Below are 15,066 nucleotides of genomic sequence, written 5' to 3'. Positions count from 1 at the left end.
AGGGAAAGTAAAAGATGTACTACGAGCTCCTTTTTGTTTACGGAACGCTAATGTCGGGGCTCTCGGCCCACGCTTTCCTTCTTGACTCTGAGTTCGTCGCCCACGGGATTCTATACGGGGCAAAGCTCCTCCACTTAGACGAAGGATACCCGGGAGTTGTAGAGGGAGAGGGAAGGGTTTTTGGTGAAGTCTACAGGGTAGATTCCTTAACCCTCTCTGCCATAGACTTCTTTGAAGAGTTCTATGAGAACTTTCCGGAAAAGAGCTTTTACATAAGGGTTAAGAAGCCCGTTAGGTTAATTCCCTTTGGGGACTTTGTTGACGCTTGGGTTTACCTTTTAAACCCTACCGTAGCCGGAAAACTCTCCTTTACAGAAGTTCCCTTTGGAAACTGGAAGGAGTTTGTAAAGAAGCTCATAAAGCTATAGCTTTTTAGCCCTTTCTATTACTTCTTCTGCTACCTTTCTGGGTATCCCTATTTTTACGAGCTCCTCCGGAGTTACGTGGGAGAGCTCCTTCGGGTCTGGATAGAACTTTTCAAGGAGCTTTTTCCTCTTCGTTCCAAGCCCCTTTATTCCATCAAAGATACTACTGACCATTAGCTTATTCCTCACCTTCCTGTTAAAGGCAAGGGCAAACCTGTGGGCCTCATCCCTTAAAGTTGTAAAGAACCTGTAAAGGTGGGGATACCTTTTCGTCTCAACAACTTCTCCATCGTCGGTATAAACTATCTCTTCCTTCTTGGCAATTGAGAAGACCCTAAGGTCAAGACCAAAAGAGTCCCTCACTTTAATTGCAACGTTTAACTGCCCTACACCACCATCAACAAGGACTAAGTCGGGCTTTTTAACCTCTCCGTTCTTTATACGCCTAAAACGCCTCGTTAACACCTCTTCCATTGAGGCGTAGTCGTTTACACCCTTAACGGTCTTTACTCTATACCTACGGTAATCGTCCTTAACAAACTGTCCCCTCTCCCAGACAACGCAGGAGGCAACCGTTCCCGTTCCCTGAAGAGTGGAAATGTCAAAAACTTCTACCCTCTGAGGGAAAGAGTCAAGGAATACGCTCTCATACTCCTTCTGGAGCTCCGCCAAGTTAATGTTTACACTGCTAAATGTCCTGTTCTTCTTAACAAGCTGGAGAATTCCTTCTGGAATGGGTTTTGTCTCAAAGCGGGGGTCAAGGCTCTTAAAGCTTGCAAGTATCTCATCAGGCTTTTCTTCCCCTTCGTAAGTGTTTTTCAGCCAGATAGTCCCTACAACGTCTTCCGTAACTTGCGAAACGCCAAACTCAAAGAGCTCCCTCAAAATTCCCTCATCCCACGGGTCAATCGGGTCAAAAGTAAAGTTCTCTTTCCCGTAGACAATACCGTTCCTGACGGTCAGTTTTACACCGTAAAAGAGACCGTTTCTCTTTTCAAGGTAAAAAACGTCACAACTGCGATGCTCCTCAAAAAAGGCCAAGGACTTTTCATAAATACCCTTTATGGCTATCAGCTGGTCTCTCAGGATAGCAGCTCTCTCAAACTCCAGCCTCTCAGCAGCTTCTTCAATCTGGTTGTAAAGCTGAGAGATGTAGCTCCTTACGTTTCCTTTCAAAAAGGAGAGAGCTCCCTTCACCTGTTCCCTGTAATCTTTCTTACTCACGTAGCCACAGCAGGGAGCTGTGCAGCGGTCAATGTAGTACTGAAGGCAGGGTTTATCTCTCTTTTGGAGCTCTTTACACTTTCTCAGCTTAAAGACCTTGTGGAGGAGCTCCTTTAGAGCTCTGGCGTTCTTTGCAGGAATAAAAGGACCAAACCTCTCACCTTCTACAGAATCCTTCTTCCTGACAACCTTAACAGTTGGAAACTCTTCCTCCGTAATCACAATGTAAGGGTAACTCTTATCGTCCTTTAAAAGGACGTTGAAACGGGGAAGGTACTTCTTTATGAGCTCTGCCTCTAAGGCTAAGGCCTCCCTCTCGTTCTTAACGACGATAAAGTCAAAGTCCTTGGCGCTTCTTACTATACGGTAGCTCTTTTCGTTTGGGTCTGTGCAGTTTAGGTGAGTAGAAAGCCTGTTCTTAAGGGACTTGGCCTTTCCAACGTAAATAACGTTACCTTCCCCGTCCTTAAAGAGGTAAACGCCCGGAGCGTCCGGAACAAGGTTAAGCTTTTCCCTCATACCTCTCCAAAGGTTGCACAGGAAGAGGGAGTCTCAAATATAGAAACCTTAGAGCACTTAACGCCCAAAGGTTTAATGTTTTCATTCACAAAGTAATAGAAGAATCTTGCCAAGTTTTCTGAAGTGGGAGAGCCTCTAAAAAAGGCAATGCCGTCAATAAGCCTGCTGTAGAAGTCACCCTCAGGAGTAGAAGTTTCTCCAAGGTAGCGGAAAGAGACAAAAGTATAGGAGCTAAACTTGGAGAGCTCCATCTCCTTAAAGTTAAACTTCTCTAAACGGTAGTCCTCCTTAACAGCAACAGCCTCTACTTGCGCCCCTTCAACAGGAAGGGAAAAGGTCTCATTCTTCAAAAGTCCCAGTTTTTCCAGTAGAACATAAAAAGCAGGGTCTTCAAAGCTCAAAATGAGCTTGTGGTCAAAACACTCGCCAATAAAGTCCTTAAGCCACCTGAGGTGTCCAAAGTCCGTAACCATCTGGGAGGAGTCAAGTTTTTCTGACTGCAAGTAAACAACAAGCCTATAGTTGTGTCCGTGCCCCGGGAGTCTCCTACACTTTGGGTAGGCGTTCTTAGCCCACCTTTTACTTAAGCGCTGTGAAAAGACAGAGTGGGCTGCCGAGAACTCAAAAGTCTTAGAAATCTCAAACATGGCATCACTCTCCGTCTGGGTGGAAGTTAACAAAGGTTACAAGGGTTGTGCCGTACCCCCTCCTCTCAACAATCCAGTCCTCATCGTCCGGCAAGAAGGGGTCGTTTTTTGGCTCTTCCAGCATAAGGAGGCCGTCCTCATCAAGGAGTCCCAAGTTTTTAACCATGTGAACTATTCTCGTGTAGAAACCCTTTTCATAGGGAGGGTCGGCGTAGATGAAGTCAAACTTCTCTCCTCTCCTTGCCAGCCTCTTTAGGGCGTTAACGTAGTCATCGCAGATAATCTCATACCTGTTCTTCTCAACTCCAAGTCTTTCAAGGTTTTCCCTTATAAGCTTACAGAACCTTTTATCGTTCTCAACAAAGATGACTTTAGCAGCACCCCTGCTCAGTGCCTCTATGCCAACGTTTCCAGTTCCGGCAAAAAGGTCAAGGAACTTTACCCCTTCAAGGTAGTTGTTAAGAATGGAAAAAACAGACTCCTTTACCCTATCGGTAGTTGGCCTCAAAAGCTTTGTATCCTCTCTCTTTGGTAGAGACTTTAGCCGCTTTCCCTTATACTTACCGCCGATTATTCTCATAACTCCACCCTTAAAAGTTTTAAAACTTATCAAAACTTAAAATTTGCTAAAATAGCTTTAAGAGTCAAGAACGGAGGACGAAAATGAAGGTATACCTTGTATTCTTCTCTCCAAACTGTGCCGAAGGAGCTTACATGTTCGCAGAGGAGCTTGAATTTTTAAACGATGCTCACATTAGAGTAAGCGGCTACTTTACTGACACCGGCGACGTTGCGGAGTATAAAAGAATAAAGGAAGAGGGTGGAAAGAGAAGGACTCTAATAATTCCTCAGAGCTCCTACAGTTTCATTGAAGAATTAGAGGTGTAGGCTTTCAAGTGAAACTACAGACCGAAAGCCTCATAGTAAGCGTCCTCATAATCTTAGCCGGAATTGGAGCTTTAGAAATTGGCTTTTCATCATCCATCCTTGAAATAGTAGCCGGAGTATTTGCTTCAAATGCCCTTAATTTAGGAAATCTTAGCTGGCTGGACTTTCTTTCTAACCTTGGCCTCTTAGGACTTATGTTCTTTGCAGGCCTTGAAACAGATCCAGAACTTATGAGAAAACACCTATATAAAAGCTTATTCATAGGTTTCTGCTCCTACTTTTTCCCACTAATCAGCATTTTTTACGTTACCCACTACATATTAGACTACTCCTTTGAGGCTTCAGTCCTCATAGGTATTGCCCTCTCAACAACTTCCTTAGCCCTCGTCTATCCCCTCCTTAAAGAGAAGAGAATCCTCCGCCTTCCGGCCGGTCAGATTTTGCTTGCAGGAGCGATGGTCGTTGACATTTCAAGTATGCTAACGATGAGTTTCCTGTTTGAAGGAATCAACATCTATAACTTACTTTTTTCAGTAGCCCTCCTTCTGCTACTCGTGAGACTCCCTAAGTGGGGAGAAAAACTCTTTGACAGGTACGCAAAAAACAACATTGAGTTTAAGACCCGCTTCATAATAGTTATGCTGATTGGACTGGGATTTTTATCGGAAACAGTTCACATAAACGAGGCCGTTTTGGCCTTCACGACCGGAATATTCTTTGCAGAGTTCATGAAAAAGGACTTCGTTACAGAGAGGAAAATAAAAGCTTTGATTTTCGGTTTCTTAGCACCCTTCTTCTTCTTTAAAGCCGGCTACTCCGTAAAGCTCTCAGTGATTTCCCCTAAGGTTATTTTCCTTTCCCTTTTCTTAGGAACGATTGCCTTTGTTACAAAGTACATAGGAACTGTTTATGCAACGGCAAACCTTTTTAGAGGGGCTGTTTACAAGCTGGCTGGCCTGTTCTTTAACCTAAGGCTGACTTTCGGAATTGTTGCCTCTCTCTTCGGATTAAAAGCTGGAATAATAGACGAAGAAACTTACGTTTCGCTACTATTAATAATCGTCGCAACCTCTCTGATTTCCTCCATAATCTCCAACAGGCTACCCCGGGAAGTTGAAGAAGACATCTTAAGTGAAATTTTTAAAATCTAACTCAAGTAATCACTCTTACCTCCAGTTCAAGGTCTACACCAAATTTTTCTTTTACCTTCTTTCTTCCCATCTCAACGAGCTCTAAGAACTCGCTAAAACTCCCTCCCTCGTTTACTATGAAGTTGGCGTGGAACTCTGAAAACTTCACCCCTCCTACACTGAAACCTTTAAGGCCGGCAAGGTCAAGGAGTCTACCTGCAGAGTCGCCGGGAGGGTTCTTAAATGTAGAACCGGCAGTTCTTAGGTAAAAGGGAGGTTGTTTTTCCAAGCGTAAGCTCACAAACTTCTTCATTTCTTCTTTTACTTTTTGAGAGTGAAATATTTTAAAGGTGGCCTCAACAACAGCACCAAGCTCGGGAAAAGGTGATTTCCTGTAACCAAACTCAGAAAAATCCCTTAGGACCTCAACCTCTAAGGTTTCTCGGCTTAAAAACTTTACCTCTACCAATCTATCCTTTATCTCGTGGCCGAAAGCGCCAGCATTCTGGGCTACAAGTCCCCCAACTGTAGCTTTTGGAATCCCAGCAAGGAATTCAAAGAGGGAGAATTTCTTTTGAATTTGAAGAGCCAAGAGTTCACTCAGTTTAACCCCTGCTCCAACGGTGATTCTGTCTTCTTCAAGAAGAATGTTCCTAAACTTCCTAAGGCTTACGAACTTCCTATTTAATTTCTCAGAGAGGACTGTGTTAGACCCACCGCCGATGATGAATATGTCCTCGTTCCTTAAAAGGCTCTTAAGCTCCTCTAAGTTCTCAGGAAAATAAACGGGATAGGAAGAACCTATCCCGATGGTTGTTAGCTCTTTTGCCGAGAGCTCCCTAACCTCCAAACTTCTCCTCTAACTCCATAGCAGCCTTGACAAAGTCAACAAAGAGAGGATGGGGATTCCTTGGCCTTGACTTAAACTCTGGATGGTACTGAACGGCAACAAACCAAGGGTGGTCCTTAATCTCTATCACCTCAACGAGGTTTCCATCTGGGGAAGTTCCGGCTATCACAAGGCCTGCCTTCTCTAAAACGTCCCTAAACTTGTTGTTAAACTCGTAGCGGTGTCTATGCCTCTCAGAAATCTCCTTTTGTCCGTAAGCCCTGTAGCTGAAAGTTCCCTCCTTTAGGACGCAAGGGTAAGCACCAAGGCGCATCGTTCCGCCTTTCTCTTTGACTCCTTTCTGCTCCTCCATAAGGTCAATGACGGGATAAGGGGTTGTGGAGCTAAACTCAGCGCTGTGAGCATCTTTTAAGCCTGCAACGTTCCTTGCAAACTCAATAACTGCACACTGCATTCCAAGGCATATACCGAAGAAGGGAATTTTGTTCTCCCTTGCAAACCTAACGGCTTTTATTTTCCCTTCAACGCCCCTCTCACCGAATCCACCGGGGACGAGGATACCAGAGACATCAGAGAGGAACTCCTCCGGCTCTTTCTCGTCAAGCTCCTCTGCACTTACCCACTTGATTTCAACCCTTACGTCGTTTGCAGCCCCTGCGTGGACAAAGGCCTCAATGATACTCTTGTAGGCGTCGGGGAGCTCTATGTATTTCCCGACAACTGCCACCTTTACGCTACCCTTTGAGGGCTTCTTCACCCTTGCGACAAAATCCTTCCACTCAGAAAGGTCTGCCTCCTTAGTTACAGGAAGCTGAAGCTTCTCAATTATTAGCTCGTCAATTCTCTCTTTCTGAAGAACGAGGGGAACCTCATAGATAGTCGGAAGGTCCTTTGCGGTAATAATCTCGTGCTCTTTAAGGTTTGCAAAGAGGGCTATTTTACGTTTTACAGACTGAGGGATAGAGCGCTCTGCACGGCATACGATTATGTCTGGCTGGATACCGATAGCGCGGAGCTCCTTAATTGAGTGCTGGGTAGGCTTTGTCTTTAGCTCTCCGGCAGACTTTACGTAGGGAACGTAGGTTACGTGGATGTATATCGCGTTTGTCCTTCCAACCTCCATTCCGAGCTGTCTTATCGCCTCTAAGAAGGGCAGTCCCTCAATGTCTCCAACCGTTCCACCAACTTCCACTATAACAACGTCAACGTCTGAGGACATAAGTTGACGGATTTTCTCCTTAATCAGGTTCGTAACGTGGGGAATAACCTGAACCGTTCCTCCTAAGAACTCTCCCTTTCTCTCCTTCTGGATAATCTCCTGATATATCTGCCCGGAGGTAATGTTGTTTATCCTCTTCATAGTGGCGTTTGTAAAGCGCTCGTAGTGGCCAAGGTCAAGGTCGGTCTCTGCTCCGTCGTCGGTTACGTAGACTTCACCGTGCTGGTAGGGGTTCATAGTTCCGGCGTCAACGTTTAGGTAGGGGTCAAGCTTCTGAATGGTTACTTTAAAGCCTCTACTCTCTAAGAGCGTTCCTATGGAAGACGCCGTGATACCTTTACCGATGGAAGAGAGGACTCCACCTGTTACGAATATCAGCTTTGAAGCCATTACCGTTCCTCTTTTAGTATTTTTTCGGCCTTCTTTAAATCCTCGTAGGTGTCTATTCCAACGAGAGAGCTCTCAACTACTGAGACGTGAATTTTATACCCGTTCTCCAAAATACGGAGCTGTTCCAACTTTTCGGTTCTCTCCAAAAAACCCTCCGGCCAGTTTACAAAGCGCCTGAGGGCTCCTTTTGTGTAGCCGTAAATACCTATATGTTTTAGGTAGTCGCTGGGAGGGAGCTCCCCATCCCTTACAAAAGGAATAACGCTTCTTGAAAAGTAGATGGCGTGGCCGTTTTTATCGCGGATAACTTTAACGTTGTTGGGATTCTGAACTTCCTCTAAGCTCTTAAAAGGGGTGGCAACCGTTGCGTACTCCTCACCACTCTTTAAAGCTTCAACTATAGGTAGGACGTGCTCCTGTTTTACAAAAGGCTCGTCTCCCTGAACGTTGACTATGTAGTTAACGTCAAGTTTTTTAACGGCTTCCCAGATTCTATCAGTTCCACTTGGGAGCTCCGAAGGGGTCAAAACTGCCTCTACGCCACACCCTCTAACGACGCTGGCTACCTTTTTGCTGTCCGTTGCAACGAGGACGTTATCAGTTATTCTCCTGCAAGCCTCAACGACCCAGACAATTAAGGGTTTACCGCAGAGCTCCTGCAAGGGCTTTTCAGGAAGGCGGGAAGAGCGGAGTCTTGCAGGAATAGCTATCAGAAAGTCCTCCACGCCACCTCCAAGAAAATCAGGCAAGGACAGACTTAACTATAGATTCAAACATACGGTAGCCGTCTGTTGAGCCCAAGATAGCCTCAGCAGCCCTCTCAGGGTGAGGCATCAGTCCAAAAACGTTCCCTCTTTTATTGCAGATACCGGCAATGTTATTTAAAGAACCGTTAGGATTGAACTCTTCTGAAACTTCCCCTTCTGGAGAGCAGTACCTTACGACAACCTGACCGTTCTCTTCAAGCTCCTTTAAGACTTCTGGACTGCAGGTGTAGTTACCCTCAGCGTGAGCAATTGGGATTCTGATAACTTCTCCCTTCTCGTAAAGGCTCGTAAAGGGCGTCTGGTTGTTCTCTACCCTGAGGTGGACAAACTCGCAGATAAAGGAGAGGGTCTTGTTTGGAAGCATTGCTCCCGGAAGTAACCCTGCCTCAAGGAGTATCTGAAAGCCGTTGCAGATGCCCATTACAAGGCCACCTTTTTCGGCAAACTCACAGATGGCCTCTGTAACGGGGGAGAGTTTTGCCATTGCGCCAGCTCTTAGGTAATCGCCGTAGGAGAAGCCACCGGGAATAATAACGCAGTCTATCCCCGATAGGTCTATCTCCCTATGCCACAGGTACCTAACCTCGTGGCCGAGAACTTTCTCTACAACCCAGCCAACGTCTCTATCGCAGTTGCTTCCGGGATAGACGGGTATTCCAAACCTCATTCCTTCACCTCTTCTACTTCAAATGTGTACTCCTCAATTACAGGGTTGACCAAGAACTTGGCCGCCATCTCCTCTACTTCCCTCTTTACCTCCTCCATGGAGTCTGCCTCAATCTCCATCGTTACGTACTTTCCTACCCTTACGTTCTTAACCTTCTCAAATCCTAAGCTGTGGGCGGCCTTTTCTACGGCAACTCCCTGAGGGTCAAGGACACCTTTCCTGTAGCTGATGTAAACTTTAACAGCGTAGTTTGCCATTTTCCTCTCCTTAAGCCATAATGTAGCTTTGAGAATTTTAACAAACGGGGTGAAGCTTTGCGATTTAAAAGGTGTAAGAGCTGCACCTTTATCAAGTTTTACTTTTTAGTCATCCTCGTTGCAGCAGTGACGTTACGTTTCTTCCCCAACTATGCCGGGGTAGTTAACACTGCCGTAATGGTCGGAATTCCTGTCCTGCTCCTTAGAAAATCACCAGAAGAGCTCGGGTTTAAAAATTTCCTTTCCGGTTTAAAGTGGGGAATTGGTGCTTCAGCCGTTATTCTGCCTGTTTACACCCTTTTATGTGGTTTAGCTACAGGCTATAGACAGGTTGAAGTGGAAGAGCTCCTCAACTTAGCCCTTTTCTATCTATCGGTAGCTATTTCAGAGGAAGTCTTCTTTAGGGGTTACCTATACTCAGAGATGGAGAACGAGCCTTTCCTGCCCTTTATCTCAAAGGCCAATTTCGTTTCAAGTTTCCTCTTTGCTACGGCCCACTCCCTCATATACTACGACCCTTCTATGTTTAAGGTTTTCTTTCCCTCCCTCGTCATGGGATGGCTCTTTGAGAGGAGTAGGTCAATAGGAGCTCCAATTATCTTCCACTGGCTCTCTGATATCGTCCACCGGTTTGCTTCGTGCTAAAATTTCCACCACACCTCAGCAGAAAGCGGAGAAAAGGGTTGAAGAAACTCTTTTTAGCAGCCGCACTTTTTTCTTTTGTCCTTGACAGGGTTACAAAATTCCTTGCCGTAAAGTTTCTCTACGGTAAGTCTGTCACAGTTATCCCCCACTTTTTCAGCCTGAGGTACGCAGAAAATCCCGGAGCTGCTTTCAGCATTCTGTCTTCTGGGAACGAAATTCTTAGAAAGCTCTTCCTGATAGTTATTCCCATCTTAATAGTAGTAGTTATTCTCTACTACGGCCTTTTTAAGGAAACCAAGGACAAACTAAACATAACCGGTCTCGGACTAATACTTGGGGGAGCCGTAGGAAACCTCTACGACAGGATACTTCACGGGAAGGTTATAGATTTCTTTGATTTCTATATCGGGAACTATCACTACCCTACCTTCAACGTAGCCGATACCTGCGTCTTTCTTGGTTGTCTTCTCCTTGTGCTCCACCACTATTTAGGCAAGAAAATGGAAAGTTGACTTTAACACCCTCACGAATAATTTTTAGATAGGCACTTTAGACCTTGAATGAGGTGATATAATTGGGGAGAAAAATCCCCCACTCTTTTATTCAGGAGCTTCTCTCTCGGGTAGACATCGTTGATATAGTATCCCACTACCTATCCCTCAAACAGGTTGGAAGGAACTTTACAGCCCTCTGTCCCTTCCACCCTGAGAAGACCCCCTCCTTCGTCGTAAGCCCAGAAAAACAGATATTCAAGTGTTTCGGCTGCGGAATAGGCGGGAACGCCATAACATTCGTTGAAAAGTACGAAAACCTATCGTTCGTAGAGGCAGTAAAAAGGGTAGCAGAGCTTGCAGGTATAGAAATTCCAACAAGCTTCACAGAAGACGATAAGGTAGCTGTAATTGAAGAAGCCGGTTTCAAGGCAGCGAAGTACTTTCACTCACAGCTCTCCCAAGTCTCTCAATACATAGAGCAAAGAGGTATCTCTCCAAAAGAGGCAGAGAGGTTCTTGATAGGCTTTGCCCCGCGGGGTTATTCAAGGAAGCTAAATATTAAAGCAGAAATTGCTAAGGAGCTCGGACTTATAAATGAAAGGGGGAAAGAGTTCTTCGCCGAACGCCTCATAATTCCGATATTCAGCCACTCGGGGAAAGTAATAGCCTTTGCTGGAAGAACGCTTAAAAGTGATAGCTCCCTTCCTAAGTACGTAAACAGCCCTGAGAGCTCCATCTTCAAGAAAAATTCCACCCTCTACGGCTTCTACCAGTCAAGGGAGACGATACTGAAAGAGAAAAAAGCCATCATCGTTGAGGGTTACTTTGACGTAATAAGCCTTCACCAGATTGGAGTAAAGAACGCTGTAGCCCCAATGGGGACTTCTCTAACTGAAAACCACGCCAAAATAATCAAACGCTACACAGAAAGCCCAATCCTAATGTTTGACGGCGACAGCGCCGGCAGGAAGGCAACGATAAGGAGCGCCGGGCTATTCCTCCAGAGAGGAGTTGAACCCTTAGTCGTCCAGCTCCCAGAAAGCGAAGACCCCGACTCTATGGCTAAGGAAAACCCCTCAGAGCTAAGGAAACTCATTCTTTCCCCCCTTACCTTTATAGACTGGAGCATCCAGACCGTTAAACTTCTGAGCGACCAAGAGAAGCCCGCTGTCCTCAGGGAAATAGCACAGGCCATAGCTCCACTGAAAGCCCTCAATCCTTTCATCTACAAGCGCTACGTATCAAAGCTCTCTGCCGAATTTGGCATTGACGAACACTGGATAAGGCTTAACACAGGAGCTTTAAGCCGACTAAGGGAAGAGACAGCCGAAAACCCCGTTCCTCCTCACGAAAAGGCCTTCCTCAGGGCACTCCTTGAGAAGAGATTCCAGCTCCCCTTAGAGGTTTCCCCCAACATCTTTGTCTCCGACGAGGTTTCAAGGGTTTACTCAATCATCAGGAATACAGAGTTTCAGGACCCGACAGTCCTGCAGACGGAGTTTCCGGAGCTCTCAGGCTTTATCTCGGAAGTCCTCTTCAGCGACTTCTCTGAAGAAGAGATGAAAATGGCAGTCTGCAGGGTTCTATGCAAGGAACTTGAAAGGAGGTTAAAGAAACTACACGACCTGAAGGAAAAAAAGGAGCTTAAGAACCTAATTTTCTCCCTAAGGAGAGGAAACCTTAACGCTTTAGCTTGCGCCCTATCCAGAACAACCAATTAAAGGAGGTAGCCTTGGAAAGGCTAAACTTTGAAGAGATTATAGCACTGGGAAGGGACAAGGGCTACATCACCTTTGAAGAGCTAATGGAGCATTTAGACGAAGAGGCTCTAACGCCAGAGCTCATAGAGGAGCTCATAACACAGCTGGACGAGTTTGACATCCACATTATACCAAAGGAAGGAGAGGAGCACGTAGACCTCTCAAAGCTCCAGATTACAATCGCTCCAGACACCCTTCCGCGCTCCGACGACCCCATAAGGCTCTACCTCAGAGAAATGAGCAACATCTCCCTCTTAAAACGCCACGAGGAAATATCCTTAGCCAAAAGGGTAGAGCTAGGAAGGAAAGCTCTCCTCAGGTATCTCCTAAAGACAAGGGCAGTTCTTGATTACATCCTTGAAGTTGAGGAGAAAATCAAGAGCGGCGAAGTTAAAGTTAGGGATATAATGCGCTCACCCGACGAGTTTGCAGAAGGAGGAGAAGCTCAGAGGAAGAAGAAGTTCTTTGCGATTGTAGACGAGATAAAGAAGCTGCTTCCGGAGCTTGAACGACTCCGGAAACAGTACAACAGAAACAGAAAGAATGAGGAGCTAAAAAAAGAATACCTAAAAGTTTGGGCAAAAATCAACAACTATTTACGCAAGCTTCCCCTTTCCTACTCCATCTACGACTCTATGGCTGACGAAATATACAGGAAGTACAAGATACTCAAAAAGAGCGAAAAGAGCCTCCAGAAGCTAAGCGGAAAGCTCTCCTTCTTAGGTATCCCAATTGAGGAAATTTGCCACAGGATAGATGAGGACGAGATAAGGGAGAAGATAGATGCCTCCAAGTATACAACGAGAGAAATAAAGAACATGGTTAAGAAATACTTGGATACAAAGGAAACCTACAGGCAGATAATTGATTCCCTTGAAATGCCCCGTAACGTCTTCTACAAGCTTGCAGAGAAAATCCACTTCTACAAAAAAGACTCCCAAGAGGCTAAGCAGATTCTCGTTCGCTCAAACCTGAGACTCGTCGTCAGCATCGCCAAAAAGTACATAAACAGAGGGCTCCACTTCCTTGACCTCATACAGGAAGGTAACATTGGCCTGATGAAAGCCGTTGATAAGTTTGAGTACAGGAGGGGTTACAAGTTCAGTACTTACGCAACTTGGTGGATAAGACAGGCCATAACAAGGGCAATCGCAGACCAAGCAAGAACTATCAGGATACCCGTTCACATGATAGAAACGATAAACAAGGTAATAAAGACCTCCCGCCAGATGTTCCTTGAAATGGGTAGAGAGCCTAAGCCTGAGGAAATTGCAGAAAGGCTTAAAATGCCAGCCTCTAAGGTGCGTTCAATTCTACAGCTTGCCCAAGAGCCAGTTTCCCTTGAAACGCCCATAGGAGACGATGAGGACAGCACACTCGGAAGTTTAATTGAAGACTCCAAGAGTCCCATACCGGAAAACGAGGTCATAAAGAGGGACCTTCAGGAAAAAGTTGCAAAGCTCCTATCACAGCTCAGTGAAAGAGAAGCTTTAGTCCTTAAGCTCCGCTTTGGCCTTGACGGCTACCCAGAACACACCTTAGAGCAGGTCGGGAAGGAACTCAAGGTTACAAGGGAAAGAATTAGACAGATAGAGTCTAAAGCCCTCAGGAAGCTCAGGAACTCCGGTCTTGATATTGACCTGAGTATATTCCTTGAGAAATAGTCCTTCGGGTGGGCTTTTAGCCCACCCTCTCTTCACTTCTCATACTCAAAAAGAATTTGTAACTTCCACGACACTTCTTAAAACCTCGTAAGGTTTCCCTTCCTCAAGGGCTTCCCTTGCTACCCTTATCCCCTCATCTACGCTATCTACCCTGCCACCTGCAAGGAGGGCAAAGGCAGAGTTAAGGAGGACAACGTCCCTCTTTGCCCCTTTTTCTTCTCCCCTCAGTATCTTTAAGACAATTTCTTTATTTTCCTCTAAGGTCTCTCCTCCAAGGAGCTCCGAAGGTGATGCTCTCCTTAAGCCAAAATCCTCCGGAGAAATCTCGTAGCTTTTGACTTCTCCCTTTGAAATCTCAGTTACCTTAGTAGAATCACACAAGGTTATCTCGTCCATCCCGTCCTTTCCGTGAACGATAAAAGCTCTCTCCGTTCCGAGCTTTAAAAGAACCCTTGCAAGTTTCTCGGTTAAATCCTCTGAGAATACACCCATGAGTTGCCTCTTTGCCCCTGCTGGATTCGTCATTGGACCAAGGAGGTTAAAGATTGTACGAATACCGAGTTCTTTTCTTGGTTTTACAACGTTAGCCATCGCAGGGTGAAAACGAGGAGCAAACATAAAGCCAAAGTTTGTTTCTTTTATACACTCTGCAACCTGTTCAGGCGCTAAGTCTATCTTTACGCCTAAGGCCTCTAAAATATCTGCACTTCCACACTTACTTGAAACCGAACGGTTACCGTGCTTTGCAACCGGAACTCCACAAGAAGCTACAACAAAGGCCACAGTAGTTGATATGTTAAAAGTTCCTTTAAGGTCCCCACCTGTCCCACAGGTGTCAACTATTCTGTCTTTTATTTCCTCAGGAAGGGGAACTTTTAAGCTTTTTTCCCTCATTACAAATGCAGCGCCGGCTATTTCATCTACGGTCTCCCCTTTAGCTCTAAGTGCAACTAAAACTCCGGCTATCTGAACTTCCGTAAGTTTTCCCTCCATTATGGCATTAAAGAGCTCCTTACTTTCCTCAAAAGAAAGGTTTTCCTTTTCAATCAACCTGTTAAGAACAGCTTTTGCTTCCATTTTCCACCCCCTCATCAAAAACTTTGAGAATTTTAACATTGAAGGAGCTCCTTACCATTCTCTTAAGCAGAGAAATATCCTCCACCTTAAAAAGGTGGGATGGACAGCTACAGTCGGTAGAACCAAAGCCGTTTACAGGCTCGGCAACCTTTCCAACGAGGGAGGCCAACTCACACTCCACTTTTTGACCCTCAAAAAGCCAGACTTCAAGGGGTTTAAAAGAGCTATGAGTTGTAACAAAGTCAAAGTGCCAGTGCTTACTCTTTTTTCTTTTAAGGTGGCGTAGGATTCTTTTTCTTAAACCTCCAGCCCCAAAGGCCGAACCAACGTAAACGTAAGTTCCTTCTTTAAGAGAAAATTTTCTTTTTCCCCTCGTTATAAAAGAGAGAGAGTCCACCTCAAAGACTATACAGTAGCTTCCCCCATTTTCGGGAAGGTTCAAG

At 45.4% G+C, this 15,066-nt stretch carries 17 protein-coding genes; 7 read left to right on the top strand and 10 right to left on the bottom strand.

Annotated features, from left to right (window positions below; translation table 11 throughout):
• Positions 1-14: 14 nt before the first annotated feature.
• Positions 15-428 carry a gamma-glutamylcyclotransferase family protein gene (locus tag CLV27_RS00505; RefSeq protein WP_132524720.1) on the top strand — a complete coding sequence of 138 codons (414 nt, stop codon included), beginning with the start codon at positions 15-17 and terminating at the stop codon, positions 426-428.
• Here CLV27_RS00505 and uvrC read toward each other — a convergent pair.
• Genes uvrC through rsmD form a run of 3 tightly spaced genes read right to left on the bottom strand, consistent with a single transcriptional unit; the run spans position 423 to position 3,395 of the window.
• Positions 423-2,168 carry an excinuclease ABC subunit UvrC gene (gene uvrC, locus CLV27_RS00500; protein ID WP_132524718.1) on the bottom strand — a complete coding sequence of 582 codons (1,746 nt, stop codon included), beginning with the start codon at positions 2,166-2,168 and terminating at the stop codon, positions 423-425. The genes CLV27_RS00505 and uvrC overlap by 6 nt on opposite strands.
• Positions 2,165-2,815, bottom strand: coding sequence for a 6-carboxytetrahydropterin synthase (locus tag CLV27_RS00495; RefSeq protein WP_132524716.1), 651 nt, complete (start codon positions 2,813-2,815; stop codon positions 2,165-2,167). Before CLV27_RS00495 ends, uvrC begins: the two co-directional genes overlap by 4 nt.
• 4 nt (positions 2,816-2,819) lie before the next feature.
• The gene (rsmD, locus tag CLV27_RS00490) at positions 2,820-3,395 is read right to left on the bottom strand and encodes a 16S rRNA (guanine(966)-N(2))-methyltransferase RsmD (RefSeq protein ID WP_132524714.1); all 576 of its coding nucleotides are present in this window, start codon (positions 3,393-3,395) and stop codon (positions 2,820-2,822) included.
• 83 nt (positions 3,396-3,478) lie between these two features.
• Here rsmD and CLV27_RS00485 point away from each other — a divergent pair, with 83 nt between their 5' ends.
• Together CLV27_RS00485 and CLV27_RS00480 are read left to right on the top strand one after the other, a co-directional pair.
• Complete coding sequence (locus tag CLV27_RS00485) at positions 3,479-3,703, top strand: hypothetical protein (RefSeq protein ID WP_132524712.1); 225 nt, start codon at positions 3,479-3,481, stop codon at positions 3,701-3,703.
• 8 nt (positions 3,704-3,711) lie between these two features.
• Positions 3,712-4,854 (top strand): cation:proton antiporter, encoded by a 1,143-nt coding sequence (locus CLV27_RS00480; protein ID WP_165863649.1) that lies wholly within the window; start codon positions 3,712-3,714, stop codon positions 4,852-4,854.
• Position 4,855: 1 nt separating this feature from the next.
• On the opposite strand, the gene murB is transcribed toward CLV27_RS00480, so the two are convergent.
• From murB to purS, 5 genes are read right to left on the bottom strand one after another with little or no spacing between them, the layout of a single operon-like run.
• Positions 4,856-5,683: a UDP-N-acetylmuramate dehydrogenase gene (gene murB / locus CLV27_RS00475; protein WP_132524708.1), complete on the bottom strand. Its 828-nt coding sequence runs from the start codon at positions 5,681-5,683 to the stop codon at positions 4,856-4,858.
• Positions 5,673-7,292, bottom strand: coding sequence for a CTP synthase (pyrG, locus tag CLV27_RS00470; protein WP_132524706.1), 1,620 nt, complete (start codon positions 7,290-7,292; stop codon positions 5,673-5,675). The genes murB and pyrG overlap by 11 nt, the downstream gene beginning before the upstream one ends.
• Positions 7,292-8,017 (bottom strand): 3-deoxy-manno-octulosonate cytidylyltransferase, encoded by a 726-nt coding sequence (gene kdsB / locus CLV27_RS00465; RefSeq protein ID WP_132524704.1) that lies wholly within the window; start codon positions 8,015-8,017, stop codon positions 7,292-7,294. The genes pyrG and kdsB overlap by 1 nt, the downstream gene beginning before the upstream one ends.
• Before the next feature lie 16 nt (positions 8,018-8,033).
• The gene (gene purQ, locus CLV27_RS00460; protein ID WP_132524702.1) at positions 8,034-8,726 is read right to left on the bottom strand and encodes a phosphoribosylformylglycinamidine synthase subunit PurQ; all 693 of its coding nucleotides are present in this window, start codon (positions 8,724-8,726) and stop codon (positions 8,034-8,036) included.
• Positions 8,723-8,983: a phosphoribosylformylglycinamidine synthase subunit PurS gene (gene purS / locus CLV27_RS00455; protein WP_132524700.1), complete on the bottom strand. Its 261-nt coding sequence runs from the start codon at positions 8,981-8,983 to the stop codon at positions 8,723-8,725. Before purS ends, purQ begins: the two co-directional genes overlap by 4 nt.
• A 57-nt stretch (positions 8,984-9,040) precedes the next feature.
• Here purS and CLV27_RS00450 point away from each other — a divergent pair, with 57 nt between their 5' ends.
• From CLV27_RS00450 to rpoD, 4 genes are all read left to right on the top strand, one after another.
• The gene (locus tag CLV27_RS00450; protein WP_132524698.1) at positions 9,041-9,628 is read left to right on the top strand and encodes a CPBP family intramembrane glutamic endopeptidase; all 588 of its coding nucleotides are present in this window, start codon (positions 9,041-9,043) and stop codon (positions 9,626-9,628) included.
• Between the two features lie 38 nt (positions 9,629-9,666).
• Positions 9,667-10,140 carry a signal peptidase II gene (lspA, locus tag CLV27_RS00445; RefSeq protein ID WP_132524696.1) on the top strand — a complete coding sequence of 158 codons (474 nt, stop codon included), beginning with the start codon at positions 9,667-9,669 and terminating at the stop codon, positions 10,138-10,140.
• Between the two features lie 62 nt (positions 10,141-10,202).
• Positions 10,203-11,843, top strand: coding sequence for a DNA primase (dnaG, locus tag CLV27_RS00440; protein ID WP_132524694.1), 1,641 nt, complete (start codon positions 10,203-10,205; stop codon positions 11,841-11,843).
• An 11-nt stretch (positions 11,844-11,854) separates the two neighbouring features.
• Positions 11,855-13,546, top strand: a complete 1,692-nt coding sequence (gene rpoD, locus CLV27_RS08655) for an RNA polymerase sigma factor RpoD (protein WP_132524692.1) — start codon at positions 11,855-11,857, stop codon at positions 13,544-13,546.
• Positions 13,547-13,591: 45 nt separating this feature from the next.
• Here the strand turns inward: rpoD and trpD are convergent, their stop codons facing one another.
• Together trpD and CLV27_RS00425 are read right to left on the bottom strand one after the other, a co-directional pair.
• Positions 13,592-14,623: an anthranilate phosphoribosyltransferase gene (trpD, locus tag CLV27_RS00430; RefSeq protein ID WP_132524690.1), complete on the bottom strand. Its 1,032-nt coding sequence runs from the start codon at positions 14,621-14,623 to the stop codon at positions 13,592-13,594.
• Positions 14,601-15,065 (bottom strand): GIY-YIG nuclease family protein, encoded by a 465-nt coding sequence (locus CLV27_RS00425; protein WP_132524688.1) that lies wholly within the window; start codon positions 15,063-15,065, stop codon positions 14,601-14,603. The genes trpD and CLV27_RS00425 overlap by 23 nt, the downstream gene beginning before the upstream one ends.
• Between the last annotated feature and the right edge of the window lies 1 nt (position 15,066).

Origin of the sequence: Phorcysia thermohydrogeniphila (genome assembly GCF_004339575.1) — a bacterium.
GTDB lineage: Bacteria > Aquificota > Aquificia > Desulfurobacteriales > Desulfurobacteriaceae > Phorcysia > Phorcysia thermohydrogeniphila.
The sequence above is the reverse complement of the archived record's forward strand: the minus strand, read 5'-3'. Positions and strand labels throughout refer to the sequence as shown.

Coding starts and splice junctions, on each gene's coding strand:
- CLV27_RS00505 (WP_132524720.1), top strand. CDS start 15: ATGTACTACGAGCTCCTTTTTGTTTACGGAACGCTAATGTCGGGGCTC.
- purQ (WP_132524702.1), bottom strand. CDS start 8,726: ATGAGGTTTGGAATACCCGTCTATCCCGGAAGCAACTGCGATAGAGAC.
- purS (WP_132524700.1), bottom strand. CDS start 8,983: ATGGCAAACTACGCTGTTAAAGTTTACATCAGCTACAGGAAAGGTGTC.
- pyrG (WP_132524706.1), bottom strand. CDS start 7,292: ATGGCTTCAAAGCTGATATTCGTAACAGGTGGAGTCCTCTCTTCCATC.
- uvrC (WP_132524718.1), bottom strand. CDS start 2,168: ATGAGGGAAAAGCTTAACCTTGTTCCGGACGCTCCGGGCGTTTACCTC.
- CLV27_RS00485 (WP_132524712.1), top strand. CDS start 3,479: ATGAAGGTATACCTTGTATTCTTCTCTCCAAACTGTGCCGAAGGAGCT.
- trpD (WP_132524690.1), bottom strand. CDS start 14,623: ATGGAAGCAAAAGCTGTTCTTAACAGGTTGATTGAAAAGGAAAACCTT.
- rsmD (WP_132524714.1), bottom strand. CDS start 3,395: ATGAGAATAATCGGCGGTAAGTATAAGGGAAAGCGGCTAAAGTCTCTA.
- CLV27_RS00495 (WP_132524716.1), bottom strand. CDS start 2,815: ATGTTTGAGATTTCTAAGACTTTTGAGTTCTCGGCAGCCCACTCTGTC.